22 protein-coding genes and 1 tRNA gene are annotated in these 26,606 nt (G+C 55.2%); 11 read left to right on the top strand and 12 right to left on the bottom strand.

All coding sequences use genetic code 11. The features are described 5' to 3' along the window. Positions 1 to 54: 54 nt before the first annotated feature. From H6G13_RS04940 to H6G13_RS04930, 3 genes are all read right to left on the bottom strand, one after another. On the bottom strand, positions 55 to 426 hold the full coding sequence (locus H6G13_RS04940; RefSeq protein ID WP_206756512.1) for a hypothetical protein: 372 nt from the start codon (positions 424 to 426) through the stop codon (positions 55 to 57). A 62-nt stretch (positions 427 to 488) separates the two neighbouring features. Next, the gene (locus tag H6G13_RS04935) at positions 489 to 1,535 is read right to left on the bottom strand and encodes an ABC transporter permease (RefSeq protein ID WP_190482053.1); all 1,047 of its coding nucleotides are present in this window, start codon (positions 1,533 to 1,535) and stop codon (positions 489 to 491) included. Positions 1,536 to 1,546: 11 nt separating this feature from the next. Then, positions 1,547 to 2,395 (bottom strand): Npun_R2479 family HD domain-containing metalloprotein, encoded by an 849-nt coding sequence (locus H6G13_RS04930; protein ID WP_190482052.1) that lies wholly within the window; start codon positions 2,393 to 2,395, stop codon positions 1,547 to 1,549. 346 nt (positions 2,396 to 2,741) lie between these two features. Between H6G13_RS04930 and H6G13_RS04925 the strand changes: the two genes are divergently transcribed. Beyond that, a tRNA-Gly gene (locus tag H6G13_RS04925) sits at positions 2,742 to 2,813 on the top strand. A 166-nt stretch (positions 2,814 to 2,979) separates the two neighbouring features. Further along, positions 2,980 to 4,176 carry a site-specific integrase gene (locus H6G13_RS04920; RefSeq protein ID WP_190482051.1) on the top strand — a complete coding sequence of 399 codons (1,197 nt, stop codon included), beginning with the start codon at positions 2,980 to 2,982 and terminating at the stop codon, positions 4,174 to 4,176. 218 nt (positions 4,177 to 4,394) lie between these two features. Here H6G13_RS04920 and H6G13_RS04915 read toward each other — a convergent pair whose 3' ends face one another. After that, positions 4,395 to 5,846 (bottom strand): hypothetical protein, encoded by a 1,452-nt coding sequence (locus H6G13_RS04915; RefSeq protein WP_190482050.1) that lies wholly within the window; start codon positions 5,844 to 5,846, stop codon positions 4,395 to 4,397. A gap of 51 nt (positions 5,847 to 5,897) precedes the next feature. On the opposite strand from H6G13_RS04915, the gene H6G13_RS04910 reads away from it, so the two are divergent. Both H6G13_RS04910 and H6G13_RS04905 read left to right on the top strand, forming a co-directional pair. Continuing rightward, complete coding sequence (locus tag H6G13_RS04910) at positions 5,898 to 6,347, top strand: hypothetical protein (RefSeq protein WP_190482049.1); 450 nt, start codon at positions 5,898 to 5,900, stop codon at positions 6,345 to 6,347. Between the two features lie 303 nt (positions 6,348 to 6,650). Then, positions 6,651 to 6,935, top strand: a complete 285-nt coding sequence (locus H6G13_RS04905; protein ID WP_190482048.1) for a hypothetical protein — start codon at positions 6,651 to 6,653, stop codon at positions 6,933 to 6,935. A gap of 206 nt (positions 6,936 to 7,141) precedes the next feature. Here the strand turns inward: H6G13_RS04905 and H6G13_RS04900 are convergent, their stop codons facing one another. The 6 genes from H6G13_RS04900 to H6G13_RS04875 form a co-directional block, all read right to left on the bottom strand. Continuing rightward, positions 7,142 to 8,350, bottom strand: a complete 1,209-nt coding sequence (locus tag H6G13_RS04900; RefSeq protein ID WP_190482047.1) for a VWA domain-containing protein — start codon at positions 8,348 to 8,350, stop codon at positions 7,142 to 7,144. Positions 8,351 to 8,360: 10 nt separating this feature from the next. Beyond that, entirely contained in the window at positions 8,361 to 10,649 is a 2,289-nt protein-coding gene (locus tag H6G13_RS04895) for a DUF5682 family protein (protein WP_190482046.1), read from the bottom strand. A gap of 9 nt (positions 10,650 to 10,658) precedes the next feature. Beyond that, a complete protein-coding gene (locus H6G13_RS04890) occupies positions 10,659 to 11,783 on the bottom strand; it encodes an AAA family ATPase (protein ID WP_190482045.1) in 1,125 nt (374 codons plus the stop codon). Between the two features lie 55 nt (positions 11,784 to 11,838). Further along, the gene (locus H6G13_RS04885; RefSeq protein WP_190482044.1) at positions 11,839 to 13,404 is read right to left on the bottom strand and encodes a DUF5691 domain-containing protein; all 1,566 of its coding nucleotides are present in this window, start codon (positions 13,402 to 13,404) and stop codon (positions 11,839 to 11,841) included. After that, positions 13,388 to 14,743 (bottom strand): SWIM zinc finger family protein, encoded by a 1,356-nt coding sequence (locus tag H6G13_RS04880; RefSeq protein WP_190482043.1) that lies wholly within the window; start codon positions 14,741 to 14,743, stop codon positions 13,388 to 13,390. Before H6G13_RS04880 ends, H6G13_RS04885 begins: the two co-directional genes overlap by 17 nt. 352 nt (positions 14,744 to 15,095) lie before the next feature. After that, positions 15,096 to 16,436, bottom strand: a complete 1,341-nt coding sequence (locus H6G13_RS04875) for an FAD-dependent monooxygenase (protein WP_190482042.1) — start codon at positions 16,434 to 16,436, stop codon at positions 15,096 to 15,098. A gap of 100 nt (positions 16,437 to 16,536) precedes the next feature. Between H6G13_RS04875 and H6G13_RS04870 the strand changes: the two genes are divergently transcribed. Next, on the top strand, positions 16,537 to 17,772 hold the full coding sequence (locus H6G13_RS04870; protein WP_190482041.1) for an FAD-dependent oxidoreductase: 1,236 nt from the start codon (positions 16,537 to 16,539) through the stop codon (positions 17,770 to 17,772). Here the strand turns inward: H6G13_RS04870 and H6G13_RS04865 are convergent. After that, positions 17,765 to 19,690: a heavy metal translocating P-type ATPase gene (locus H6G13_RS04865; RefSeq protein WP_190482040.1), complete on the bottom strand. Its 1,926-nt coding sequence runs from the start codon at positions 19,688 to 19,690 to the stop codon at positions 17,765 to 17,767. The genes H6G13_RS04870 and H6G13_RS04865 overlap by 8 nt on opposite strands. Before the next feature lie 97 nt (positions 19,691 to 19,787). On the opposite strand from H6G13_RS04865, the gene H6G13_RS04860 reads away from it, so the two are divergent. The 6 genes from H6G13_RS04860 to H6G13_RS04835 all read left to right on the top strand — a co-directional run bounded on the left by H6G13_RS04860 (position 19,788) and on the right by H6G13_RS04835 (position 26,073). Then, on the top strand, positions 19,788 to 20,897 hold the full coding sequence (locus H6G13_RS04860) for a precorrin-8X methylmutase (protein ID WP_190482039.1): 1,110 nt from the start codon (positions 19,788 to 19,790) through the stop codon (positions 20,895 to 20,897). Between the two features lie 153 nt (positions 20,898 to 21,050). Beyond that, on the top strand, positions 21,051 to 22,676 hold the full coding sequence (locus H6G13_RS04855) for an ABC transporter substrate-binding protein (RefSeq protein WP_190482038.1): 1,626 nt from the start codon (positions 21,051 to 21,053) through the stop codon (positions 22,674 to 22,676). Continuing rightward, positions 22,667 to 23,665, top strand: a complete 999-nt coding sequence (locus tag H6G13_RS04850) for an ABC transporter permease (RefSeq protein WP_190482037.1) — start codon at positions 22,667 to 22,669, stop codon at positions 23,663 to 23,665. The genes H6G13_RS04855 and H6G13_RS04850 overlap by 10 nt, the downstream gene beginning before the upstream one ends. Continuing rightward, positions 23,662 to 24,522, top strand: coding sequence for an ABC transporter permease (locus H6G13_RS04845; protein ID WP_190482036.1), 861 nt, complete (start codon positions 23,662 to 23,664; stop codon positions 24,520 to 24,522). The genes H6G13_RS04850 and H6G13_RS04845 overlap by 4 nt, the downstream gene beginning before the upstream one ends. A 2-nt stretch (positions 24,523 to 24,524) precedes the next feature. Beyond that, on the top strand, positions 24,525 to 25,454 hold the full coding sequence (locus H6G13_RS04840) for an ABC transporter ATP-binding protein (protein WP_190482035.1): 930 nt from the start codon (positions 24,525 to 24,527) through the stop codon (positions 25,452 to 25,454). Beyond that, on the top strand, positions 25,441 to 26,073 hold the full coding sequence (locus H6G13_RS04835; protein WP_190482034.1) for an ATP-binding cassette domain-containing protein: 633 nt from the start codon (positions 25,441 to 25,443) through the stop codon (positions 26,071 to 26,073). The genes H6G13_RS04840 and H6G13_RS04835 overlap by 14 nt, the downstream gene beginning before the upstream one ends. Positions 26,074 to 26,174: 101 nt before the next feature. Here H6G13_RS04835 and H6G13_RS04830 read toward each other — a convergent pair whose 3' ends face one another. After that, on the bottom strand, positions 26,175 to 26,462 hold the full coding sequence (locus H6G13_RS04830; protein ID WP_190482033.1) for a hypothetical protein: 288 nt from the start codon (positions 26,460 to 26,462) through the stop codon (positions 26,175 to 26,177). Between the last annotated feature and the right edge of the window lie 144 nt (positions 26,463 to 26,606).

Raw genomic sequence — 26,606 nt, 5'->3', positions numbered from 1 at the left:
GGTTAATTTCAAGCAAATCTGTAGCCAAAAACTAGAGAAAGGCTGGTAGTCACCTCAGATTCCGGGCTTCACTAGCACCCAAGTCTCGCCCTCATCCTGACTCTGCAGATAAATCTCAAATGGATTGCGAGCCCGCCGTACTGCTCGGGAAAGGCCGCGTCCCGTTAGCCTGTAGGTGCCCTGAACCTGGTACGCGGGCAGATTTTGAAGCGTCATTCGCTGAGTGCGATCAACCTTCACTCCAGAAACTTGAAAGCTAGAGGCCGAAGCATCTTCTAGCGACAGCTGCCGCTGAAGTTCCTGCTGCGTGGTTTCGAACTGACGCACCACAGCTTGCTCAATTACGTCATTGGCAGGAGCACCGCTCAGCCCACCGCAGGCCATGAGCGACAAAGCCAAAGCTGTGACAACGAGAGCCTTGAGCACTCGCCAATTCCAAGCTTTTGTCCAACCCAGCACTCGCGTCACCAATTTCGGTCCACTATGGTTTATTGCTTTAGGGTGCGGGGGTCAAGCGCGTCTCGTAAACCGTCTCCCAGCAGGTTAAAGGCCAGAGAGGTGACCACAATCAGCACTGCCGGCGGCCACACTAGCCAGGGCTGCAGCACCAGAATGGAGGCGTTGGTTGCCAGCGTCAGCATGTTGCCCCAAGAGGCATCGGGCTGCTGAATGCCGAGGCCAATAAAGCTCAATACAGCCTCAGCCAAAATAAATCCGGGTATCGCTAAAGTTGCCGCAATAATACCGTAGGTCGCGGTTTGAGGCAAAATGTGGCGAACCACAATGTAAAACGAGCGCCCCCCCATCACCTTACTGGCCTGGACAAAGTCTCGCTCTTTGATCGACAAGACCTGTCCTCGAATGACCCGCGCCAGTCCGGCCCAGCCGATAAATGAGGTAATCAGCACAATCAGCATAAACCGCTGGGCGCTGCTCAAGCCAGGGGGCAAAACGGCGGCCAGCGCCACCAGCAGATAAATGCTGGGGATCGTCATGATCACCTCTACCAGCCGCATCAAGACAGCATCAATGGTGCCACCAAAGTAGCCCGCCAGTCCGCCCACCAACATACCGATGGGAAATGCGATCGCAATTCCCACTAGACCCACGCTCAAGCTAATCCGACTGCCGTACAGCAGACGGCTAAACTGATCTCGCGCTTGCTCATCGGTTCCCAGCAGATTCAAGCGCCCCGGCCCATCCGTGCCAAATAAATGAAGCTGCTCCTGCTCGTCTCGGGTAAATAAGCGAATTGGCGATGGTTCACTGTAGTCAACCGTCACCTGCCGGTTTCCAGTGTCAAGCTCAACCGGGCCCTGGGCTGTGGGGTAGACGTGAGGACCGAGCCATTCCCCAGTTTCCTGATGTCGCCAGTACACTGTCGTTGGCGGCAGCAGCGATCCATTAGCCTGAGACTCATAGGGGCCATAGGGAGCCACAAAGCCTGCTCCAATAGCCACCAAATACATCAAAACCAATATAGCAGCGCCTAGCTGAGCCAGCCGATTGCGCCTAAACTTTTGCCACCAGTTCATAAGCTAGCTATCTAGGTGGGAACTATATCTCTTTCGTTCTCCACCATAAACACATTAGAGTACAGGTTAGCAATAATTTGTTTGCCTTCCTGGGTCAGAGACAAATAGCGCAGCCCGTCTTGAATATAAGGATGCACCACATTCCAGTAGAACTTGGGGTAGTTGCGCCGCAAATCCCCAGGATGTTCATACTTCAAGACCTTGGTCTGCCCGGTTTCCTCGAATTCATAGTAGAGCGCGCTGATTTTCTTCAAATAGCGAGGATCGCTTAGCTGGCCGATTAAGTCAGCCGCCCGTACCAAACCTGGGAAATAAACTGTGTCCTGATGGTCTTCTTCTTGGGGCACCGGAAAGCGAGTGAGCTCAATATTGCGCTTGACAGTCTCGGATTTAATGATGCTGTTGCCGCCAAAGCGCTCTTCAATGAAGAGCTTGCCCCGATCTACGTGGTAGGGGGTCAAGGAGGCATCCGAAGCCCCTGGCGGCAGGTGCACCATGCGATCGCCCTGCCCCGTTGCGTAAAGGTGGTTCTTGTCTTGATCGGCTCGACAGACCCCCTTGACGTAGCCGATGTCATGGCAAACCAGGGAAATAATAAAGTGCAGCCAGTCTTCGCAGGTTACCCCACCCTCTCGGATGTGCTTGCCTCTCAGAATCTCCTGCCCGACTAGAGCAACTAAGATCGTGTGCTCGACGTTGTGGTAAAGAGCATCACTGTTGGCAATATTTTCCAAAGCCATACTGCCTGCCCAGGCAATGATGTCTTCGTAATTGGGGTTTTGCCCTCCATAGGTGCGCCGATAGCCCGCCCTGAGCTTTCCCACAAAGTCGGATATCAGTATTTCAGTGGCGTTGAACATGCTGAAAGCCTATGGCTCTAGATAGGTGGCTGGTTTAGTAGTGTCGTGAACCAGAGCAGACGGTGCCCATCGAAATATCTCTGAAGTATACTCACAAGTCTGCCCACCTGACCCTAAGAACTTAATGGGTAGAAACAAGTGCGATCGCAAGCGACGCTAAGCTTCGAGACTATTGGCTATTACAACAGGTTATTTGCCATTCTGTTGTGATTCGGATCAATCTGTTGCAAACTACATCAGAACTTAAATTGACGCCCTCCGAAGAATAGAGCCCGGGCAATGCCCTATAATGATTTCTCAGGCTTAGAGCTTCTAAGTAGGATTTGTGCTATCTAGCACAGCCTCTGCGGGTGTAGTTCAGTGGTAGAACGTCAGCTTCCCAAGCTGAATGTCGACGGTTCGAGTCCGTTCACCCGCTTCATTCTAAAAGCCCCGAAAGCTCTTGTTTTCGGGGCTTTTAGCTGTCTAAGGAGAGGGCTAATAAGTCTAACTTGGATCCAATCTTGGGTGTAATTTGGGTATTCTCAGGTAACTTTGGGTGTAAAACGGGTGTAAGATATCGATACAAATGAACTAAGCAGGCAATGTATTCTGATACTCCGCAGCAAAAGGCTTCAAAAGGGTCTGTTCAAGTCATTAATTCTAATGGTCGACTACAGCTTAGATTCAGATACGGCGAGAAACGGCATTATCTAAGCTTGGGGTTGCCTGATACCAAAATCAACCGCAAAGCGGCAAAAGCAAAAGCTCGCCAGATAGAGCTAGACATTGTCTCAGGAAACTTTGACGCAACCCTTGCTAAGTACAAGCCCCAGACTGCTCTCAGTACTGCTTTACCTGACATTACACCCAAGGTTACACCCGAGCCTTTGCTAGTTGACCTCTGGGAGAAGTTCATTGAGTTCAAACGCCCACAGTGCTCCGAAAACACTATGAAGTACACCTACGGGGTGTACACGGGCTACATCAAGAAGCTTCCGAGTCATGAGCTAAGTGATGCTGCCAGGATTCGAGACTATATTTTGAAGACAATACCCCTAAATTCTGCTAAGCGTTTCATCACTCGCCTAAGTGCCTGCTGCGACTTAGCAGTGAAGGCAGGTTCCATAGCCCAGAACCCCTTCTTGGGGATGGCTACAGAGATTAAGTCGCCGAAAGCTTCTAGAGGAGAAGGGTTCAGTGATATCAGTCCGTTCTCGATAGAAGAACGAGATGCCATTCTAAAAGCTATTGAGACAGATCAGTTTTGCCCTCACAAGTCGGCTTTCAAGCACAGCCGTTATGCCCCATTGATTACATTTCTGTTTTCCACTGGCTGCCGTCCCTCTGAAGCAGTCGCGCTGCAGTGGAAGCACGTTGCTGAAGACTGTAGCCAAGTTGTTTTTGAACAAGCTTTAATTGGTACCGATTCAGGTAGAAAGGTTCGAAAGGGCCTGAAAACCCAGGAAAGACGTCGCTTCCCTTGCAACGAGAAGCTTAGAAACTTGCTTAGAAGTATCAAGCCAGAGAATGTAAACGGGGAAGATCTTGTTTTTCCCTCTCCAGAGGGAAAGCCGATTGATTTCAATAATTTCAGAAACCGAACGTGGAAAGCCGTTCTCAAAGGTCTTGGTATTGAATACCGCAAAGTTTATCAAACCCGCCACACCTTCATAACACACGCTCTAGAGACTGGAAAATTAGACGCAAAAGATGTGGCTCGTCTGGTAGGGAACTCGCCTGAGGTAATTTACCAACACTATGCCGGGAACAAGCGAGAACTTTTTGTACCTGAATTTTGATGTTTCTCATAAAGATTCAGTTCCACTTTGACCTGTTCACCTGTTCAGCCGAGCTACCAGACCTATATCGAAAGCATGTTGGTAGCTCCATTGCAAAGATTTTCTTTTAGCCATTAACCCGAACGCTTTCCTAGGAGAAACAGTTCCTTTTCTCGGGTGTAATTTGGAGTTTTGTTTCTAAGTAACAACTATTAAAGAGTTATTTGTCAAGATCGGCTCTAAAGCCCTACCTTGCTGAGTTCCTGCTTAAGGGCGGGCAGGTTCTTGTGTTGAGTTCGTAGGCTCTGCACATACTGTTGAAACTCGCTTTCCTGGCGCAGTCGTTTATAAAGGCGTTGGGTGACTTGGAGATGCTGGACTGCTCTGCGATAGTTGTCTCGCCCACGTTGGTTGATGGCAGCTTGAATGAGTTCTTGGCAAAGTGCGATCGCAACCTCAGGCCGATCAGCTTGAATTTTTTCAGCCACTCGCGCCTGATGGGATTCCCTGTTCCAAGGGCTCATCTTTTTGAGATAGCACAGTGCCGAGTCCCAGTCCTGTTCTAGCAGCGCCACATCAATGAGAGAGCGATAACTCTTCTGCGCTTCCAATGCTGAGAGCAGCGCCTGACGCAGCGATTTCCACTTTCCCAAAGGCGTTGCCTGAGCCTGCAAATCTCGGTAGCCCTTAAGGGTAAAGCAGGTCTTGAGCAAGTCAATCTGGGCTGCGACAAATTGTTCTGGTTGACCGTGGTTTTTGTAGAACTTTGCCAACCATTCCTCATAGCTGTGGCGGCCGTCTTGGGTACACTCCTGCACAAACTCTAGGGCCAGATCTGGGGCATTGGCCTGCAAGAGACTATCGGCAAACTGAATGACTAACCCTGGCAGGGACTTGAAGTGAACGCGTGCGATCTCAACCGCCGTCTCCAGATCGTGGTGTTGCAAATGGAAAAAGGCCCGCTGCTCAGGTGTTCCTAGTTCGAGGATAATCTCCTCTGCCATTTGGGCTTTGCCGCTATGGTTGGCCCGTTCTGCAAGCAGATTGACCAGGCGCTCACGGGCCCAAGAGCCAAAGGACTTCCGTACGAGCGCATTCTGAATTTCCGATTGAATCCGTGGCTCCAGCCAGACCCAATCTTCATCAGTGGTGTGAAATAGAACAGTATCTCTAGCGAAATAGGCATAATCTATACCACCCAGCTCAATGTCTTTCAAAACGGCGTTAAACAGGGTTTCTATCCAGGCCCGGCGGCGATCTGCATCAAGACCTTTGGCGCGTTTGAGGCAATCACTCAGCCCTTCGGCAATCTCTTGAATCACGCAGCCAACCTCACCGTTGTAGTCAACCTCCAACGCGCTGTCGTCGTAGTGTTCATTGGCGGCTTCCAGCAGTAGGTGATACACATCCCCCGCATGAATCCAGTCGCTGCTTTCACTGAGCCGTTCACCGTGACCCGCCAGAGCTTCTAGTCCAGCTACCATTGGGCGCATCTCGGAGCCTTGAAAGATCCGTTCCACTTGGCGCTGATATTTAGCGAGATCCGGTTGCCGACCGATGGTTGGGGTCTGAGGCGCATCTACCACGGCAATCAAATCAGGATGGCGCTGCACCATCTGCTCAATCATTTCCAGCAGATCTTCTCGGCTGCGCTTTGCCAGTAATTTCGCTAGCGGTGGTGAACTAGCCATGAGGCATCCCAGTCAACCTTGTACCTTAAATTAATAGAGTAGTGGCTTCTTATGGGAAAGAAACAGGGTAAAAAAACAAAGTACTTCGGCCATCAACCGCCTCAGTACGACTTCTTCCTCAATCCTCACAGCGATGCCCGCTTCACCCGCTGTCCTAAGTGCGACAGCACAACTAAGCTGCGAAAAAAGCCGCTGATGATTCTCATCAAACCTGCTCAGCCGGTGAGTTTGAATAAAACCTGTCGCTACTGCCCCAACTGCGACCTGCTGATTGCTCACAAAGACGAACTCGATCGGCTACTTAAGAAGATATCCCTGCAGTACTATCCCAACCTAGTCGGCAATGAGTATTTAGTCGTGGGCACCTTAGATCGCAAAACTTGGAAGGAGGGAGTTCAGAACCCTGAGTCCCTAGATGATGTCCTCAAGCCGCTTCACGACTTTAAGCGGCATCTAGAGTTTGAGCCTGCCCGTTACGTCTGGGTCAAGGATGATGATTGATGCCCTGTTAAGCTTCGAGACGGCACGGGCTCTGTAGCAATTTTGACTTGCAACGCGATCGCAAATGGGTTAGATTCCTAAACTATGGCTGTCTGCGTGCAGCCTGTTTGCCCCAAAAATTTGGTCGAACGCCACTGGAAGGAGATTAGGGCCTCCAACCAGCGGCTGACCCCCAAGCCTGAACCAACCAGTCTCGGAGGCTGAGTACCATGGTACTCGTTGGCCGTCCCGCGCTGTAATCGTTTGGGGCGGCCAAGTTTTTGGGACTTTCCTACCATCCGTTTCATTAGGAGGAGTCCCAATATGTTGTGTTTACCCTATCTGCTGTCGTCTGCCCACCGGGGCGGGGCGGCAAATCCGCTGCTGCTAGCAAATCCGGCTGCCCAGCCGGGTCGAGAGCCCTTGCGACATCTAGTGATAGGTTCGCCGGAAGGAGTGCGGGGTGCGATCAATCACCTGCATGTGCTCCAGTATGCCGAGCAGTCGCAGTGGAGCAAGCTATTCACCATCCCAGCATCAGGCATTTTTATTACGCCAGAGCAGGGGGAAGTGTTTAGCTATCTGCTGCGCTATCGGCAGCTAGATTAACGACAACCTCTAAAGACAGGGTTTGCTTGGAATAAGGCGGCATTTGAGTCTGCTTTCCACGCAAACCTGTCGAGATACGCTAATAACCGTCCAATGCAAATTCAAGACACCACATTACAGAAATTCTCACCCGCATTCGCCACCCATCCACCTATCCACCCAAACCAGCTTCCTGCTCCAAAAACACTGCAAATCAGCCAGGCAATTTAGGGACTGGCCGTGACAATTTCTCGCGCCGCTGCCCACTGCCCCAAATCCTGGCGATTAATGGCGGCTGCCATTAGGTCGGGGAAAAGGTCAGGCGTGCAGGCAAATGCTGGGACTCCCAACGTTGCCATGAAGTGAGCATTGTCATGGTCATAGCAGGGGGCACCATCATCATTGAGCGCCAGCAGCGTCACCAGTTGAACGCCTGAGGAGACGAGGGAACTGATGCGCTTTCGCATCTCGGTTTGGTTGCCGCCTTCGTACAGGTCGCTGATCAGCACCAAAATGGTGTCTTGGGGTTGACGCACCAGGCTTTGGCAGTAGGCCAATGCCTGGTTGATATCAGTGCCGCCGCCCAGTTGGGTACCAAACAAAACTTCAACTGGATCTTGCAGTAGGTCGGTCAGATCGACGACAGCGGTATCGAAGACCACGAGGCGGGTTTGCACGGCTGGCAGAGAGGCCAGCACGGCACTAAAAATGCCTGCATAGACAACAGAGGTAGCCATTGAACCGCTCTGATCCACGCAGAGGATGATGTCTCTTAGAGCAGAGCGCTTGCGCCCGTAGCCAATCCGGACTTCGGGAATAATGGTGCGGTAGTCGGGCTGGTAGTGTTTTAGGTTGGCGCGGATAGTGCGATGCCAGTCGATTTCGTTGTGGCGTGGGCGGCGGTTGCGGGTGGCGCGGTTGAGGCTGCCGAGGATGGCTTGTTGGGTCGGGTTCTCCAGCTTGCGGAGCAAATCGTCTACCACTCGCTGCACGACGATCCGGGCTGTCTCCTTTGTCTTACCGGGCATTACATTGCTGAGGGACAAGAGATTGGAGACTAGATGGACATCGGGTTCTACCGCCTCTAGTAGCTCTGGCTCTAGCAGCATTTGCCGCAGGTTGAGCCGCTCTAGGGCATCCTGCTGCATAACTTTGACGACGGAGGTGGGGAAGTATCTGCGAATATCTCCCAGCCAGCGAGCAACTTTGGGGGAAGATCCACCGAGGCCGCCTTTGCGATCGCTAGAGGATGACTCCCCAGGGCCATCGCAGTCATAAAGCGCTTCCAAAGCCTTATCAATACCCTGGTCAGCGGTTTCCAGGGTGAACCCGTCTGTCTCCAGGTCACCATCCTGGCCGCAGATGCCATCGGCAGCGCCACCGCCTAGGATGAGCCGCCAGCGCCGAAGTCGTTCTTGAGAGGGGGAGTTAGTCATAGCCAGCAGCTCACAATGAAAGGCCCAGGAGTTGAGCGACTAAGGGAAGAACAGCATCGGCGCGATCGCAATCAAACTCACCGGCCGGAACCAGCACCTGCGGGTTCTCATTGCCCTGGCGGACCCGTTCACCCATCTGACGCCGCTCTGGAGCCGGAAAGGTAGAAAAAGTGCGGCGTAGTAGGGGCAAAAGGGCAATGAAGGTATCGGCTGGCAGCCCCGCAACCCAGTGATCGAGCACTTGCCAGAGGGCAGGATTGTGCAGAAGCAATAGCCCACTGCCAGACAGGAAGCCCTCGATCCAGGTGGCGGCTTGGGCAGGTTCAGCGGCAGTAGAGAGCGCCAAACCCAAACGACGGGCCGTATCTTCTGCCTGAAATACGCCTGCCTCAAACAGCAGCCGACAGCAGCGACCAGACAACAGCCCGTGTAAGCCCTGCTGATCTGCCATCTGAGCCAAAACTCCCTGCCACATTGTGAGGGCTTCTGCGTTTTGGAGTAAACCTATGGCCCCATGCACTGAAATTATCAGAGAGTAGAGAGTGGCCGCTGCCTCGTCATCCAGGGAAGCTGCTGCAACCGGCAACCCAATGCAAATGCGGGTGATTAACCCCTCTACAACATGACCGATGACCTCGGTTTCAAACTGGCGCACTGTGCCGTAACGCACTACATTGACCAAAGGCGGCAGGGCTGACATCAGGTGGGTGATGTCGCTAGCAAGCGCGGCTTCTGACTGTAGGCGATTCATCAGATGGTTGATGGCCTGGGGCAGCTCGGCCAAGAGGGTCTGATCAATCAGTTGAGTGAGGATTGGCAGATCGGCTTTGTTCGCCCGATCGCACGTTCGAGCAGTGGCCGCAATTTCAATTGTGTTGCCCCAAATGCCTGCTTCGATCAGGCGAACGGCAAACTCCGGCTGCCACTGCATGCGCCAAGACTCGCGGAACGTACCTTTGGTGTTGCCCGCTGACTGGGGCTGTCCCCAGGGTAGGTTGAGAAGGGTGAGCCGATGCAGGAGGTGCGATCGCTCTCGATCTCCAGGCTTGCGCAAATCCAGATCCAGCAGTCTCTCATTGGCTTCGGGCTTTAGCCGCAGGCGCTTTTGCTGTCGCTGCAGATCTTGCTGAAGTGGCACCATCGGCGTTTCATCAGGCACCTGACCCAGCCGTTCCCCCACGATGAGCTGCCTGTGGATCAGCCGCATGGGGAGAGCGTCGCCAAAGCAAAGGACGGTTTGGGTCGCTTCGTTGAGTTCAGATAAGCCGGGGAGGGGGAGATCTCGCAAAGCTGCGAGAGTTTCAGCTAGGCGCACCGCTTCAATAACGCTGGCGGAGGAGGCATCGAGATCTTGCGATCGCAACAGCCGCGCCACCTTAGTCATCCAGCGAATAGAGCTATTAGCAGTCGAGTTGTCTTTTTGCCTCTTCTCCCCCTGTTTCCACAGGTGGTGATACCAGCCGGGAGACTCGATTCCGGCTCCGTAGCCGCTGCTCATCAGCAGATGGCCATAGGTCCAGGGCACCCAGGTAGCCTCGACCTTGCACTTGGGCAGTCCTTTTAGCAGGGCGTTATCTTCCTTAGCCGGAGGCATTTGGGCAAGCGCCGGGGCGTGCCATGCGCCGCAGACCACAGCAATTCTTTCAAAACCACCTTTTTGAGCCTCGCGAAGGGTTTTGCGCATGTAGGCTTCTCGATAGGCTTCTAGGGGATCTGCCCAGGCAACCTCTTCCTTCACCTCCGTTCGCAGCACCGTCATCGCTGCCAAGATGGCTGCAAATAGTTCAGTGCTGTCTTGGCGCTGTTCGACCAAGTGTTCCCACCAGCGTTCACCGTCGCCATACCCTGCGGCTTGGGCCAGCAGACTCAAGGGGTCAGTTCGATAGGCTGGAGGATGGGTCGCTCCAGCAGCGTCTACCGCTTCTGTCTCCTGAACCTCAGTCTCTTGCTGTTTAGATTCCTCCGATTCAGCCGCCTGACTCAAGGCAAAGCGATGGGCCTGGGGCAAGTCCATAAAGCGAACCGGAATTTGCTGCTGCAGACCGTAGCGAATGGCCTGCCACTCCGGCGAAAAGACAGCAAAAGGGTAGTAAACCGCCTGCTGAGGATTGTCTGGAGCATAGACCAACAGCGCTACTGGGGGCCGCATCTGCGAATGCACTAGCAAGGGCAGCGCCGCCTGAGCATCGGGCGGCCCCTCTACCAGCACAATGTCTGGCTGCAGCGCGTCTAATGCCTGACACAAACTCCGGGCCGATCCAGGACCATGATGACGAATGCCAAAAATATGAACCGACATGGTGGGCTCCTAGAGCATTTCCCGACTGGCCCGGTACAGGTCTTTCCACCCATCCCGTTCTTTGACCACGGTTTCCAGGTATTCCTTCCAGACCACCTGATCTTGAACTGGGTCTTTGACCACTGCGCCGACCAGGCCAGAGATTAGGTCGCTAGCGTTGAGCGAGCCATCGCCAAAGTGGGCAGAAAGGGCCATGCCGCTATTCACCACTGAGATCGCTTCGGCTGGGCTGAGAGTGCCGGTAGGAGACTTGAGCTTGGTTTTGCCGTCGATCGTGACTCCATTGCGCAGCTCTCGAAAGATGGTGACCACTCGCTGAATTTCTTCCAGGGCGGGAACTTCTGCAGGCAGCTCCAGAGCCCGCCCCAAGCTAGTTACCCGCTGTTGAACAATGGTTACCTCAGCCTCCATAGTGTCAGGTACAGGCAGAATTACTGTGTTGAAGCGGCGTTTGAGCGCGCTGGAGAGTTCATTCACCCCTCGGTCACGGTTGTTTGCCGTGGCAATGACGTTGAATCCCTTGGCTGCCTGAACTTCGGTGTTCAGCTCGGGAATGGGCAAGGTCTTCTCAGAGAGCACGGTGATCAGCGTGTCCTGCACATCTGAGGGAATGCGGGTCAACTCTTCGACCCGAGCAATGCGGCCCTCTGACATGGCCCGCATCATGGGACTGGTGACTAGCGCCTCCATCGATGGCCCCTCTGCCAGCAGGCGAGCATAGTTCCAGCCGTAGCGGATGGCTTCTTCGCTGGTGCCTGCTGTTCCTTGAATCAGCCGGGTTGAATCTCCAGAGATTGCCGCCGCTAGGTGTTCTGATACCCAGGATTTGGCGGTGCCGGGAACGCCGTAGAGCAGCAGCGCGCGGTCGGTGGCTAGAGTTGCGATCGCAACTTCCATTAGCCGCTGATTGCCAATGTACTTAGGCGATATCTCGAAACCGTTTTCCAGGGTACCGCCCAGCAGATACAGGGAGACAGCCCAGGGAGAAAGCTTCCAGTTGGGGGGCCGCTGGCGGGTGTCTGCCTTTGTCAGCTCTTCTAACTCGTGAGCAAACTGCTGCTCGGCGTGCTCTCGCAGGAGAGCATTGGGTGACTGGACTGCGGAACTAGTCGCTTTAGATTTTGGGGTTGCCATTGTTTAAGACTGAATTGCGTTAAAGGTGGGAGAGATTGTCTGGTTCAGGGGCGCGCTAACCGCTGTCTGTCACCTCAAAGGCCTGCACCATCTTCTGCCGGAATCTCAATAGCGCTAAGAACTCTCTAACGCTGGCAGCCCAAGGTGAATCTGGAGGCAGCCCCTCCTGCAGCTGAACTGCTCTCGGCAGCAGCCCAATTGGGATGACCCGAGCAAATTCCTTCAAGGCAGCGTGAAGTTCCCAGGCCTGATTCATCGCGGGATTTTGGTGAGAAAGGTAATCTTCAAGGTGATCCAGCACGGTTTCTGCCAGCTTCAGACTCCAACCATCCCGGCTACGCAAAAGGGAGAGGGTAAGAAAATCATTGACCTTGCCCGGCCCAGATTTGAGAAGGTCCACCAAAACGGCACTTTGCTGATTAAAGGAAAGAATGTTTAGCAGGCTATCTAGCCTCACGTCCGGCAGCACAGGGGTTCTGACTACTCCTTCCGCCAGCCAAATTCCTAATAAAGCTTGCACCCAGTCGGCATTTTGCTGCCGTTTTGCTGCAAGTGCCCAGCCCTCTAGCAAGACGGCTTCCCACTCGTGGTCTTTAGCGTGTCCGACGATTTCTGCAGGGGGGATCTTCCAAGTCTCGCTCCAGAAGCTGAGGGGAGTGGCTCCGATCATTTGCAGCAGCCACCAGGCTTTTTCGCCTAGCTGTGTGGCGACAAACTGACTGGGCTTGGGTTCAATCCCGTCGTGAATCAGAGCCGGATTGAGGGAGTCTGGTAGCTGAACGGTCAGAGTAGGAACCTGAGTCGGGTTGAGAAAGATATGCTGCTGAACCTGCTCAGCCAAGCGTTGACACAGGCGAGATTCGGGTAGGCTGGCCAACAGATCGGCGGCAGTGCGGCGCACTTCCTTACTGCGATCTGTGAGGGCTTCCTCTAGAAAAGGCTCATCTGCCAGACTTAAGCCAGTGCGAAAGGTTTCGAGGAATTGGGTGCGATCGCTGGCGGGTTCGTGGCTCCAGGTCGCCGCCAGCAATTCTCGGGCTCGCTCTGGATCTTGAGAGCGCAGTTCCTTTAGATATAGCAACCGTGCGGCCTGAGATCCCGTTTCCCAATCTGCTTCAGTAGCAACCTCGACCGCATAGCTCCAGTCTAAGTTTTGAGCTGCTAACCAGCGGCCCCGCTGTCCCAAAACTGGCAGGATGAGGCTGCGTAAGTCTCGCTGTTGCTGGCCCAGGTTCAGCAGTTGGGGCAGATAGATGTCGGGAACTCGTTGCCCTAGCTGGGTTGCCAGTCCAAGCCATTCTGGCAAAACGGGTGAGTACTGTCGTTGAAGCATTTGCTGAAGAAATCGACCTGCACGGGTACTGCAGCGAGGCAAGTCATCAAGGCTGCAGGGTGCTGGCGCTGAACCTGAATAGTTTTCAGGAAACCACCCAGCCCGCTGATGCAGCGAAAGGGCAGCAGCCGCTGTCAACAGCGCAGATTCTGGTGCATGGGAGGTTAACTGCGCGAGTAGCTGCCCCAGTTTTCCCGGTGCAGTGGGGGAAGTGAAGGGCTGCCGCTCAGTGCCCAACAGGGCTGCAGAAACAACCGCCTGCCAGGGAGAATCAGCTTGCCAACCCATAAAATGCCTCCTCTACCCAAACGCTTAATGGCAGCAGTTCCGTCCCATTCCATTCACCAAATAGAGTGAGGGGATGACCTCCGCTGAGTGCCAGAAGTTGCCAGCCTTGCTGAGGTTTTAGCCGACTCAGCAAAGGCAAGACTAATCCTTGAGCGTCTCGCAGCAGCCAGCGTTCTCCATCTCGCAGCGGCACAACCGCCTGCAGCAGCAGGGGAAACTGCTCCAGCCAAGGACAGGCGGCATAGGCTTGGCTATAGGATGCGACCTGACCGGTCAGCGAAGCGATCGCATCTTCTATTCCGGCATATCCTGGTGGGCTCTTAGACAGCGGCACCGATTCCCGGCGTGTTTTGACTAAAGCCCGTAGAGGATAGGCACTGGGGTAGAAAACCAGTTCTGCTTCTAAGCAGGTTCCCGGCAGCAGGGTTTGCTCAAAGGGCTGCTGACCGTGGGCAAAATCGAGCAGCATCGCCGAGGTTGAGCTTTCTAACCCGTAGAGCCAAGTGCGGCGAACTTTTAAACGGTCTTCTTGCTGAATCCGCTGCCCGACTATCAGCCACAGATCAGCATGGGCTTTTCCAGCGAGCACCTCTTCTTGGGAGATGGCCCAGCCGATCTGAGTTCGCAGCTCGGCCTGTACTTCAGGGGGTAGGGTTTCAATGCGATCGCATCCTTCTAGCAAGAGGTAGATCTGGCTCATGCTGGCTAAGGTAGCGTCACACCAGCCTGCTCCGCTGTGGACGGTTCCAGCCAAGTCTCGTAAACGGCGGGCCAGCCCAGGGGCTTGAGCATCGACCATGCGGGCCGCTACCGTGTCCCAAAGTTGATAGGATTCTTGCGGTAAAGTGGCCAATCCCTGGCGTATCCGGTCTTCGAGCCAAAGGCGCAATTCTTGAATGCCAGCACTGACCTTCTGCTGACGGGCGGCGGCTCGTTTCGCTTGAGCCTGAGGGTCAGCCGTCTGCTCCTTTGGTTGGGTTTCTTTTTGGGCCTGTTTTTGACTTCGTTGGGTTCGGCTCAAAAGCCACTCAGCTACCCAATCTGGCGGTTCCTGCTCTGCAAATCCCGAGGACTGCTCAGCCAGCAGCAGAAACAACGCCAAGCCGTGCTTGCAGGGAAATTTGCGGCTGGGGCAGCTACAGCGAAAGGCCGGTTCACTCAAGTCAATCTGGGTGCGGTAGGGATTTTTGCCGCTGCCCTGGCACTCGCCCCAAACTGCTGACTGATGCGTTCCCAAAGAAGACCACTTGTGACCAATCGCGAGGCCCCGGCCATTTTTGGCAGAGGCCGCATCAGGTGCTAATGCCAGCACTTGTTCAGGTGTCCATTGAGTTTGCATAGCCCTCCAGACTTGGTTGATGGCTCAGAACCCTTAAAGCGTTGATAGCTTTACCCGCTAGCCAGCGTCATCAGTATTCCCCCAGGGCTATTCAACTAAAATAGTATTTTTGTACTATATCCTAAACTAAGAAGCGGGCTCAAGCAATAGCGCTTTCGGGCTGTGCTAGTGAAGTTGGGCAGCAGGAAATTTGGGGAGATGCGATCGCATCTCCAACCCTTGCCACATGCAAGTCATCCACTAAACAGCAGGATAAGCAGTTTTGTACGATGGACAAAGCAAAGCGTGCCCATCAAAACACGCTAGTGCTCTCAACCACGATTTAAGCGAGACACCCGAGCAGAATAAGCAGCTACCGACTCAGCGCTTTTAGCACAAGCCGCGGCTCAAAAAACGCTGTGGGCGGCTTCACCATATGGGCAATTTCTGTAAAGCGAATGTGGATCCAGGCCTCTTCCTGCGACTTTTGAATCAGCTGCTCTACGTATTTCTGGAACAGTCCGCCCAATGGCTTCGACGGAATAGCCCCTTCAGTACCAGGAAACTGCGAATCTGATCCTGTAGCCACACCCCAGGGAAACTGCGAACCTTTAGCTAACCTCTGTTGGAAGCTAGAGGTATCCATCGGCTGATTGCCTTTGAGCTGCTGCAACCAGTCTTGAAGCACTGTTGCGGCAATAGCAGAAAGGGTCATTCCTTGCCCGTATACAGGGCATAGGGCACAGACAGCATCGCCCAAAGCGGCAAAACCACGAGGCATTTGAAGGCGTTCGTAGTGATACAGCCGGTTAGCTGTTGCCCGGTGTGCCGTAATCTCGGTTACTGGCTGAGCCGCCTTCACTGCCTCATAAAATTCTGGGCTAGCCAAGCTCTTAGCAAAGTCGAGAAAGCCACTGTGCTCCAGAGGTGGGTAGTCTTTACCATAGCCACCGAGCGTAGCAATCCACTCTCCCCCTTCAACCTGGGCTAGGTATCCCAAGCGAGGGTTATGCGGCGCTTCTTGGCTAACCAGCAGCACCTTCCAATCGGCAAGCCAGCCCTCCGGAATCTGCAATCGCTGGGTGGCATAGCCAACGTAGGGATTTATAACAGTCGCAGCCGGAACATCAGCCCCAATGTCACCGAGCCATTTAGGCGCAAGAGAACCCCGGCCACTGGCATCTACCACTAAATCAGCAGAAAGGTGCTGCTCCTGCTCAGTTGGACGGCTCAGCCGATATCGAATGCCGCTCACTTGGTTGCGATCGCCCACCAGCCCACAGACGCGGCAGCTCTCAAGCCACTTTATATTCGGCAGCTTGGCTACGCGACTGCGCACAGTAGCCTCTAGTAGGGGTCGAGTACACGTAAACGACACTAGACCAGAATCGCCTTCAGACGTGGCATTGCGGCCACCGCGGTGGTAGTAGTGAAACTCTCTGCCCCAGTCAATCGGCAAAGCCCCAGCAGAGTGAAGATCTGCTCCAATTCCTGGAAATAGCGCTTCTAGAATCCGATAACCCTTAGTTAGCAGAATGTGAGGCTGAACAGATTGCGGCACACCTCTGCGGGGCGCACTGCTTTGAGGCAGCTGATCTCGCTCAACAATAACAACTTCTTGAAACGCCTCAGACAGAACACGAGCCGTCAGAAGCCCTGCGATACTGCCGCCGATAACAATTGCCCGACTAAGGCAATCTGTGCCACTGCCCATAGGGAAACCTTTTTCGCTGCTGCATTGTGAATCAGCCTACAAGATAATCTGAGGCAGTCGAGGATTGCCAGCGAGCGTCAACAGCTTGCAAGATTTAGGTATGAACTTTCAAACATCGAGTCAATCCTTCTGGCTAGCTAACCTGGAGCTTCCACCGCTGCCAGATAGCCAAGACCTGCCCACATCCTCGGATGTCGTGGTAATCGGCGGCGGTCTAACCGGAGTCAGCACGGCCTACTGGCTAAGTTCACTGGGAATCCAGACGACATTGCTAGAGCGAGGCAATCTGTCTTCGGGGGCTACAGGGCGCAACGGCGGCCATGTTGTCATTGGCCCTAACCAAAACTTTGGTGAGTCTGTCCAAAATGTTGGGCTAGAAGAAACCCTTGCCCTTTGGGCATTCACCCAGCAGAGTACTGAGCTCATGCGTCAGTTTGTTGAGGATCACAACATTCTCTGTGATCTGCACTTTAACCAGTGGGTCACCCTAGCGCTCACGCCCGAGCAGGCATCGGCCCTGCAGGAAAACTACAGCCTGATGGCTGCTCACAACCTCGCTATTGACCTCTGGAATAAAGCGGAGGTAGACAAGCAAACTCACAGCTCAGTCTTTCAAGCAGCACTGGTTGAACCTCAGCACGCTCAGATATGGCCTGCCAAGCTAGTGCTGGGCATGGCTCAGGTGGCCTCTCAAAAGGGGGCAACCATCTACCCTGCAACCAATGTCGAGGCTGTAAAAAGGCATTCAGGCGGTTTCACTCTCCAAACCAGCCGGGGCGCAATCCAAACCCAGTCTGTGGTGTATGCAACCAATGCCTTTACCCATCACCTCCTGCCAAACTTTAAAAGCATCATCACTCCGGTTAGAGGGCAGGTTATTGCCACAGAGCCCGTTCCTCGCCTTTGGGACTTCGACTGGCTTGCCAACGACGGCTACGAGTACGCAATTCAACGGCCTGATGGCCGGATTGTCTTTGGCGGTATGCGATGGCGCTCCCCAACCCGAGAAATTGGTACTGAGGATGCTACCGTTATTGAGCCCAATGTCAGCCAGGGCTTGAGAGGATTTCTGTGTGAAGCCTTTGCACCTCTCAGAGAAGCCAAAATCGAATACGAGTGGACGGGCATTATGGGGTACACCCCCGACGAAAACCCTCTGATCGGGGAACTGCCCGGCCAGCCAGGGGAGTACCTTGCGGCTGGGTACACAGGACATGGCATGTCTGTCGGCTTTTTGGCCGGAAAAGCGCTGGCTGAAATGATTGCAGGCCAGCAGCAAACCCCTATTCCAAAAGCCTATCGCTCAGATCGCGGCTTTGCCTCGGTAGCTATCTAAGCCGGAGCAGACGCAGCCCACTTAAGGTGACTAGAACCGTTGACCCCTCATGGCCAATAACGCCGAGGGGAAGAGTAATCTGTCCGGCAAAATTAGTCACTAGCAGCAACACAATAAAGCCGAGCGCAAAGGCAATATTTTGCTTGACAATCACCTGTGAACGACGCCCTAAGCGAATGGCATGCTCCAATTTTTCTAGGCGGTCTGCCATCAGCACCACGTCAGCCGTTTCTAGGGCCACATCACTGCCGGTTGCCCCCATAGCAATGCCTACCGAAGCTTGCGCTAGGGCCGGGCCATCGTTAATGCCGTCGCCCACCATAGCTACCGTCTGATACTGCTGCTGGAGCTGCCGAATGACGTTGACTTTATCCTCTGGTAGAAGCTGGGCATAAACCTGATCGACCCCCAGTTTTTCAGCAATGTGATGGGCCGTGCGGGGGTTGTCTCCGGTCAGCATCACCACCGATTCGAGCCCTAGCTGCTTGAGTCCGGCAATCGCCTGAGCTGCCTCCGGACGAACCGTATCGGCTACGGCAATGATGCCTATTACGGCAGCCTGCACGGCAACCCAAACAACGGTCTTGCCCTCCGCTTCCCACTGCTGGCTTTGTTGGGCTAAATCTTCGGGGCAACGCTTTACCTGGGCTTGCACAAAGGCGGCACTGCCCACCAAGGCCGACTGTTGCTCGACGTCCCCGGTGATGCCTTGCCCAGCATGGGCCTGGCCGTTTTGAGCTGTTGCCCACGACAGGCCCTGCTCACGCGCCAGCTGAACAATGGCATTGCCGATGGGGTGCTCGGAGAGGCTTTCTAACGCGGCGGCCACCCGCAGCAGCTCTGTTTCTGGCCGGTCCACGGCCTGCCAGCTCACTACCTTAGGGGTGCCGGTAGTTAATGTTCCTGTCTTGTCGAAGGCAATGGCTCGAACTCGCCCGATAGTCTCTAGTTGCGCTCCATTTTTGAACAAAATTCCCTGCCGTGCGCCGTTGGCAATGCCGGAGAGCAAGGTTGGCATGATTGCCGCCATCAGCGCACAGGGAGAGGCTACCACCAGAAAAATCAGGGCTCGATAGATGGTCGTTTCCCAATCCCAGCCCCAGAGGAAAGGCGGCAGAGTTGCCAGCAAAATGCCTGACAGCACAATCACTTTGGCATAGCCCCGCTCAAAGCGCTCAACAAATTGCTGGGAGGGTGGGGCTTCGGTCTGAGCTTGTTCGACCAGGCGAATGACCCGCTGCAGGAGGCTGCTCTCGGGCGGCTGATGAATTCTTAGTTTTAGCGCTCCTCTGCCATTGAGGGTGCCTGCGAAGACCTCGCTGCCCACTCCTTTCTCGACGGGTAGCGATTCTCCGGTAATGGGAGCCTGGTTTAACGTGCTAAAACCTTCCTCAATTACGCCATCGGTTGGAACCAGCTCTCCTGGCTTGACGAGTACACAATCGCCGACTTGGAGCTGAGCAATTGGCACGGTGTGCTCCTGCCCTTGCCGCAGCACACTGGCGGTATCGGGAGTGAGGCTCATGAGGGCGCGAATACTGCGCTCAGTGCGCTGCATGGCGTAGCTTTCTAAGGCCCCACTGATCGAAAAAATCAGAATCAGAATGGCCCCGTCGATGATCAGGGTATATTCTTGCCGCCACAGACCCAATCCGGCAGCCCCTAGCGCTGCCACGATCATCAGCAGGTCAACATCGAGTTCTTTGTCTTGAAAGAGGGTGGTCAATCCTTCACGGGCGCTTTCATACCCACCAATGACATAGGCGGCAGGCAGAAGCAGCAGGCTAATCCCCAGCCAGCCCCAGTGCAGCGTTAGCCACCCCAGCAGCACCAGCAAACCGCAGAGGGCAGCTGCAACTGTCTCAGGGTGTTCTTTCGATAGCGTCGGCAAATGACGTAGCGTTAGGGTGAAGGTCATGGCGATGCAGAGGGTATGCCAGCCCGTTTAGCCTAAACATTGACATCAATGTCAATGTCAACCTGGTGATTCTGATTGGCCGACTTAAACTAAACAAATGATGGGCCGCTATCTCACGATCAAAGAACTCACCCAAGCGGTGGGGGGCGAGGTAACTCCGCGCATGGTGCGGCACTACCACAACCTGGGTCTATTGCCCCAGCCTCAGCGCTCTGCCAACAACTATCGCCTCTACACCGAGCAGGATGTGCAGCAGCTGTCTCGGATTGTGGCACTCAAGAAACAGGGGTTTCAGCTAGCGCACATTCAGCAGTTGCTGCAGGGCGATGAACTGCCGGGGGAACAGGTGATGTTGGCCCAGCTGCAGCAGCATTACCGCACTGTCATCCAGCAGCTATCGCGTCTGAGGCAAACGGCTATGGCGCTTGAAGGGGTGCTGGGGCGCGATCGCAAGTGTCAGTCTGTGCAGGCCGATGCGATCGCACAGCTTCGCTGGCTGGAGGCCGAAACCCAATCAGGTCTAGTGTCGCTAGAACATCTGTGGCAGCGCCTGGATGCCGAAACGGCGACCCATCCTGAAGCCTTTGAAGAATCGCTGCAGCGACTGCTGCCGGATCTCTCTGGGCGATCTGAGATCGAAGTTCATCTGCTGACAAAACTGGTGCTCGCCTGCGGAGATGTCAGCCTGGTGCCCTTTGTGCGGCGCAGCGGAGATGCGATCGCAGCAGCCCGAGAGGCGCTAAAGGCCGAGTGCCAGATTGTAGGAGACGTGCCTGCTGTCACGGCTGCCCTTGACCACACTCGGCTGGCCCACCTGAGCTGTCCGGTAAGCACCCTCATTGCCGACCCCCACATCACCGATGCTCATGACGCCGAGCAGGCCTTTTGGCAAGATCACCTGTGGCAGCACCACCTGCAGCAAATGCCCACAGGGAGCATCTTACTGGTGGGATACGCGCCCTCGGTTTTAACAACAGCCTGCGACCTGATTGAACAAGGAAAACTTCAGCCTGCCCTAATCATTGGCATGCCTATCGGCTTCAGCCATGCCCCTGCGGCCAAGCGGCGGCTGCTCCAGGCGGGAGTTCCCTGCTTCACTCTAGAGGGCACGTTGGGCGGCGGGCTGCTAGCTGCCGCAACGCTCAATGCCTTAGTGGAATCTCTATTAGACAAGCCAGACTGCCACTGCTACTTGAGCGCTCCCTAAAGGGCTTAATCTGGCATTTCTTTCTCTTTTTTTCCTCTTTATATCCCTTACCCCGGGATTGTTGCGAAGGAGTGGCGATGATAGCCTCAAAAGTCGTGAAGCCTTTCTCTAGAAGGGGATTTCACGCTGCAATCTACCGAATATGGGCAGGTGATGGTTTCAACCCTCAAAGTTTCAATTTGGTCTGCAGGTGTGCTGTTAGCCGGACAACTGCTGGCCGGGTGTGCCTCTGATTCGTCCGACTCAACGGCTTCTGCTCCTAGTCAGGGGGGGTCTGCAGAGCAGATCGTCTTAGCGATTGGTGGGGAGAGTTCGGAGGGCTACGATCCTACGTTGGGCTGGGGCCGCTACGGGTCACCCCTGTTCCAAAGCACCTTGCTCAGGCGCGACCAAGATCTCAATATCGTCAATGATTTGGCTACGGGCTACACCGTCAGCGATGACCGCAGAACCTGGACCGTGACGATTCGCCAGGATGCTCAATTTTCCGATGGCGAGCCATTAACGGCAGCCGATGTCGCCTACACCTTTAACAAAGCAGCCGAAAGCGGCGGCCTCACTGATGTCACGGCGCTGGAAGAAGCGGTAGCCACCGATGACTACACAGTAGAACTGCGGCTAAAGCAGCCTCAGAGCGCCTTTGTAAACCGCCTGATCACGCTGGGCATTGTGCCTCAGCACGCCCATGGCCCCGACTATGCTCGCAATCCCGTTGGCTCTGGCCCCTACCAGATGGTGCAGTGGGATGAGGGCCAGCAGCTCATTGTCGAAGCCAACCCCAACTACTATGGCGAGGCCCCCGGCATTCAGCGGCTGGTCTTTCTCTTTACCGAAGAAGATGCGGCTTTTGCGGCGGCAAGAGCGGGGCAGGCGCAGGTGGTCAGCGTGCCCCAGTCTCTAGCAGTGCAGAGCCTGAGCGGCATGAAGCTGTACGACGTGGCCAGCGTGGATAACCGGGGGCTGATGTTCCCCTATCCACCGCCAACGGGTCAAACTACCCCTGATGGCCGACCCATTGGCAATCCGGTAACCTCCGATCTGGCAATTCGACAGGCGGTGAACTACGCCGTTGATCGGCAGGCGTTGGTGGAGGGTGTGTTGGAGGGGTATGGCTCGCCTGCCTATGGCCCCGTTTCTGGGCTGGCCTGGGAGGAACCTAGGGCAAACATTGAAGATGCACAGCCAGAGCAGGCCCGCCAAATTTTGGCAGAGGGAGGCTGGTCTGACACCAACGGAGACGGCATTGTTGAAAAAGCTGGGCAGAGGGCCGAATTTACCCTGCTCTACCCGGCCAGTGACAGCACCCGTCAGGCGCTGGCGCTATCGGTGGCGGAAATGCTCAGGCCAGTTGGCATTCAGATCAATGTAGAGGGCAAGAGCTGGGACGAGATTACGCCCCGGGTGCACAGTGATGCGGTGCTATTTGGCTGGGGCAGCCACGACCAATCGGAAATGTACAACCTCTACCACAGCAAGGCGGCTCAGGGCGCTTTCTATAACGCGGGCTACTACGCCAACGAGGCCATTGATAGAACGCTGGATCTGGCGATGGGCGCGCCCTCAGAAGCAGAAGCGATCGCATTTTGGCAGGCGGCCCAGTGGGACGGTGAGCAAGGCTTTACAGCCAAGGGCGATGCGGCCTGGGCCTGGCTGGTGAACCTGAACCATACCTACTTTGTCAGTGAATGCCTAGACATTGGCCAACCCCAGGTTGAACCCCACGGCCACGGCTGGCCCATTACAGCCAACATCGCTGAGTGGACGTGGACATGCAGCTAAGGCCGATTCTGATATTTCTCAGCCGCAAGCTGGTGCGGCTAGCGCTGCTGCTGCTGGCCGTAGCGGTCATGACCTTTGTGCTGCTGAGCCTATCGCCTATCGATCCGGTGCAGGCTTACATCGGGGCCGACATGCTGCAAATTAGCCCAGAGCAGCGAGAGCTAATCGCCCAGCGCTGGGGCCTCGATCAGCCAATGCTAGGCCGATTTGGGGACTGGCTGGGGCAGCTAGTTCAGGGTAACTGGGGCACATCAATGGTGTTTAACCAGCCCGTCGCGCAGGTGATTAACCAGCGGTTTCAGGTGTCGCTGCAGCTGCTTGCGATCGCATGGTTGATCTCTGGCCTGCTGGGGCTGGGCTTAGGAGTGCTAGCTGGGGCCTTTGAGGGCACCTGGATTGATCGGGGCATTCGCCTCTATGCCTACACCCTGGCCTCTTCACCCACCTTTTGGGTAGCGCTGCTGCTGCTGATTTTCTTTTCCGTGTCGCTGCGGGTTACCCCGATCTGCTGTGCCGCCCCACCGGGCGTGCTGTCTCAAAACGTCACCTTCTGGCAGCACCTGCACCACCTGCTGCTGCCTGCCATCACCCTCAGCATTATTGGAGTTGCCAACATTGCTCTGCATACCCGTCAAAAGCTGATTGAGGTGCTCAGCAGCGACTATGTGCTGTTTGCCCGAGCCCAAGGTGAGACCCTGGGAGGCATCTTAAAACATCACGGGCTGCGAAACATTTTGCTGCCTGCCCTAACCCTGCAGTTTGCCTCGCTGAGCGAACTGTTTGGCGGGTCGGTGCTGGTGGAGCAGGTATTTGCCTACCCCGGCTTGGGAGAAGCCACGGTGCAAGCAGCCCTACGCAGTGATGTGCCGCTGCTGGTGGGCATCGTTTTCTTTAGCGCTCTGTTTGTCTACAGCGGCAATACCCTGGCTGATTTGGCCTACCAAGTGATTGATCCCCGAATTCGCCTGGGTGGCAGGGGGGCAGCATGACCCTTACCGCTCCTGTAAGCCCTCAGGTTCGAGAAGGTCGAGGCAACCGGCGGCAGCAAACCCTCTGGATCATCGGCTTATGCCTGTTCTTTCTGGTCGCTGTCATCCTCAGCACCTGGTTCTTGGGAGATACCGGGCTCAACCCAGTGTTGGCCCAGCGCAACCAGCCGCCTTCCCTGGCCCACCCCTTTGGTACAGACTGGCTAGGGCGAGATATGCTGACCCGCTCACTGCACGGCATGTCTCTCAGTCTGCGCATCGGCCTGCTGGCGGCCACCCTGAGCGCCCTGATTGCAGCCCTATTAGGCTTAGCAGCAGGCACCCTCGGCGGCTGGGTAGATGGCCTGATCACCTGGGTAGTTGACGTTTGCTTGAGCCTGCCCCACCTGGTGCTGCTGATTTTGATTGCCTTTGCCGCTGGCGGCGGCACCCGAGGCGTGATCATTGCAGTGGCCTTGACCCACTGGCCCAGTTTGGCTCGGGTCATTCGGGCGGAAGTCTTGCAGGTCAACAGCTCAGACTACGTACAGCTATCTCACCGGCTGGGCCGCTCCCCCGCCTGGATTGCTCGCCACCACATGGTGCCCCACATCATGCCACAGCTGCTGGTGGGGCTGATTTTGCTGTTTCCCCACGCGATTTTGCATGAGGCGGCCCTGTCTTTTATCGGCATTGGCCTCTCGCCCCACCTGCCTGCCATCGGCATTATTTTGGCCGAGTCGATGCGGCACCTGTCTACCGGCTACTGGTGGCTAGGGGTGTTGCCCGGTCTGCTGCTGCTGCTGTCGGTCAAAGCCTTTGACTGGCTGGGCGAAAACCTGCGGACCTTGCTTGATCCTAAAACCAGTCAGGAATAGAGATGCTTTCCATTGCTAATCTGGGCGTTACCTTTACCCAATATGAGCAAGGGCTGCACCGCAAGCAGCTTACAGTCATTACTGATCTAGATCTAGAGGTGCGACGGGGGGAAGTGGTGGCCGTTGTCGGGGCCAGCGGTTCGGGTAAAAGCCTGCTGGCCCACGCAATTTTGGGAATTTTGCCAGAGAATGCGGCCCTCAGTGGAACAATGCTGTTTCGGGGAGAACCGCTGACCCTAGAACGGTGCCAGAGACTTCGGGGTAAGACTATTGCTTTGATCCCCCAGTCGGTAGGCTATCTCGATCCGCTCATGCGAGTGGGGCCGCAGGTGCAGCGGGTAGCTCAACTCAATGGGCTACCGAAATCAGTGGCCAAAACAGCGGTTGATCGCACCTTTCGGCGCTACGATCTGCCGTCTAAAACCCAGCAGCGTTACCCTTTTCAGATCTCTGGCGGCATGGCACGGCGAGTGCTGGTTTCTACAGCAGTTGTTAGTCAGGCCGAGCTGGTGATTGCCGATGAACCTACCCCAGGCCTGCATCCAGATGTGGTGACAGAAACGCTAAGCCACCTGCGCGAGCTAGCCCAGGATAGACGGGGCGTGATCTTAATTACTCACGACATCGAAGCGGCTTTGCAGATAGCCGATCGAGTGGCGGTGTTTTATGCCGGAACCACGGTGGAGATTGCTGCCGCTAAAGACTTCGCTAGCGGTAATCTGCGCCATCCCTACACTCAGGCCCTGTGGCGCTCTCTGCCGCAAAATGACTTTGTGCCGGTGCCGGGGCATCAGCCCAGTCCGGAGGCGCTGCCGGTGGGCTGCTTATTTAGCGATCGCTGCCCCTGGGTGACAGAGGCTTGCCGGGCCGAGCGGCCAGCGCTGCGGGCGGTGCGGGAAGGTTTAGTGAGGTGCATCCATGCTGATCGGTGAAGAACTTTGGTTTCGCTACGAGCCTCATTTGCCTTGGGTGGTGCAGGCCCAGAGCCTCTCGGTAAAACCGGGCGAGGTAGTGGGGTTAATGGCTCCCTCAGGCTTTGGTAAAACCACTCTGGTCAAACTGCTGGCGGGCTATCTGCGGCCTACTCGGGGGCAGGTTAGGGTCAATGACCTACCGCTGTCGAGCCGAGGCTACTGCCCGGTGCAGCTCGTCTTTCAAAACCCAGAACTGGCGGTCAATCCCCGCTGGCGGATCGATCAGATCTTGCGAGAGGGGCATCCTCCCCTGCTGCATCAGCTCGAGGCTCTGGGTGTTCACGCGGGCTGGCTCAATCGCTATCCTCATGAGCTGAGCGGCGGCGAGCTGCAGCGAATTGCGATCGCACGTACCCTCAACCCAATGACCCGCTACCTAATTGCCGACGAAATGACCGCCATGCTCGATGCCAATACCCAGGCGCTGATTTGGCAGGCCGTTTTAGACTACACCCGGCTGCATCAGGTGGGGGTTATTGTAGTCAGCCATGACAAGCCACTGGTAAATCGACTGTGCGATCGCACAGTCGATTTGACCTGGGTAGAAAGCAAGCGATCTCCGCAGCCGCTTGTTTAGGCTTGTTTAAAGATGATCTCGACCGCTACTGCTCCCAATCTGGCCAACCTATTTAGGCCTGCCTAGAATCGATCGGCGGTAACTGGGATGCGATCGCAGTTCTATACCCCCTCAACAATGACGATCGCGCCCGTTTGGCTAAAGGTAACGCTATTGCTGCTGCTGGCGCTGCTGCAGATTTTGATCCAGTGCGCGGCTTCTGCTTCAGTGTCAAACTCAATTTTCCACATACCTGGGGTAATGGCAATGATTTTGTGGGGCGGTGAATGCTTAAACCAGTGCAGGCAGCGTCGAAAGGCTTGAGCTTGGGCTTCTCGCCCTGTTACCGCCAGTTGGGAGCAATAGACTTCTAAGTCTTCCCACTGTTTGTTAGAGAGGAAGTTGCTCATAAGCTGCTGTTGAAAATGTCCCAGACGATACTGTTTTTATCATGGTTCAACAAACGAGAGGAATCTCATCTGCCTGTATTGATTTTAATCAATACAGTTTGTTAACCTAATTCAAGATTATGCTAATTCGATGCAAACCTGTGC

Source organism: Pseudanabaena sp. FACHB-2040 (assembly GCF_014696715.1).
Lineage (GTDB): Bacteria > Cyanobacteriota > Cyanobacteriia > Phormidesmidales > Phormidesmidaceae > JACVSF01.
Note: the sequence above shows the minus strand (reverse complement) of the source record. Positions and strands in the feature narration are given on the sequence as shown.

Excerpts from the sequence above, each read along its gene's own strand:
- H6G13_RS04935 (WP_190482053.1), bottom strand. The coding sequence starts at position 1,535 with ATGAACTGGTGGCAAAAGTTTAGGCGCAATCGGCTGGCTCAGCTAGGC.
- H6G13_RS04930 (WP_190482052.1), bottom strand. The coding sequence starts at position 2,395 with ATGTTCAACGCCACTGAAATACTGATATCCGACTTTGTGGGAAAGCTC.
- H6G13_RS04920 (WP_190482051.1), top strand. The coding sequence starts at position 2,980 with ATGTATTCTGATACTCCGCAGCAAAAGGCTTCAAAAGGGTCTGTTCAA.
- H6G13_RS04915 (WP_190482050.1), bottom strand. The coding sequence starts at position 5,846 with ATGGCTAGTTCACCACCGCTAGCGAAATTACTGGCAAAGCGCAGCCGA.
- H6G13_RS04910 (WP_190482049.1), top strand. The coding sequence starts at position 5,898 with ATGGGAAAGAAACAGGGTAAAAAAACAAAGTACTTCGGCCATCAACCG.
- H6G13_RS04905 (WP_190482048.1), top strand. The coding sequence starts at position 6,651 with ATGTTGTGTTTACCCTATCTGCTGTCGTCTGCCCACCGGGGCGGGGCG.
- H6G13_RS04900 (WP_190482047.1), bottom strand. The coding sequence starts at position 8,350 with ATGACTAACTCCCCCTCTCAAGAACGACTTCGGCGCTGGCGGCTCATC.
- H6G13_RS04895 (WP_190482046.1), bottom strand. The coding sequence starts at position 10,649 with ATGTCGGTTCATATTTTTGGCATTCGTCATCATGGTCCTGGATCGGCC.
- H6G13_RS04890 (WP_190482045.1), bottom strand. The coding sequence starts at position 11,783 with ATGGCAACCCCAAAATCTAAAGCGACTAGTTCCGCAGTCCAGTCACCC.
- H6G13_RS04885 (WP_190482044.1), bottom strand. The coding sequence starts at position 13,404 with ATGGGTTGGCAAGCTGATTCTCCCTGGCAGGCGGTTGTTTCTGCAGCC.
- H6G13_RS04880 (WP_190482043.1), bottom strand. The coding sequence starts at position 14,743 with ATGCAAACTCAATGGACACCTGAACAAGTGCTGGCATTAGCACCTGAT.
- H6G13_RS04875 (WP_190482042.1), bottom strand. The coding sequence starts at position 16,436 with ATGGGCAGTGGCACAGATTGCCTTAGTCGGGCAATTGTTATCGGCGGC.
- H6G13_RS04870 (WP_190482041.1), top strand. The coding sequence starts at position 16,537 with ATGAACTTTCAAACATCGAGTCAATCCTTCTGGCTAGCTAACCTGGAG.
- H6G13_RS04865 (WP_190482040.1), bottom strand. The coding sequence starts at position 19,690 with ATGACCTTCACCCTAACGCTACGTCATTTGCCGACGCTATCGAAAGAA.
- H6G13_RS04860 (WP_190482039.1), top strand. The coding sequence starts at position 19,788 with ATGATGGGCCGCTATCTCACGATCAAAGAACTCACCCAAGCGGTGGGG.
- H6G13_RS04855 (WP_190482038.1), top strand. The coding sequence starts at position 21,051 with ATGGTTTCAACCCTCAAAGTTTCAATTTGGTCTGCAGGTGTGCTGTTA.
- H6G13_RS04850 (WP_190482037.1), top strand. The coding sequence starts at position 22,667 with ATGCAGCTAAGGCCGATTCTGATATTTCTCAGCCGCAAGCTGGTGCGG.
- H6G13_RS04845 (WP_190482036.1), top strand. The coding sequence starts at position 23,662 with ATGACCCTTACCGCTCCTGTAAGCCCTCAGGTTCGAGAAGGTCGAGGC.
- H6G13_RS04840 (WP_190482035.1), top strand. The coding sequence starts at position 24,525 with ATGCTTTCCATTGCTAATCTGGGCGTTACCTTTACCCAATATGAGCAA.
- H6G13_RS04835 (WP_190482034.1), top strand. The coding sequence starts at position 25,441 with ATGCTGATCGGTGAAGAACTTTGGTTTCGCTACGAGCCTCATTTGCCT.
- H6G13_RS04830 (WP_190482033.1), bottom strand. The coding sequence starts at position 26,462 with ATGAGCAACTTCCTCTCTAACAAACAGTGGGAAGACTTAGAAGTCTAT.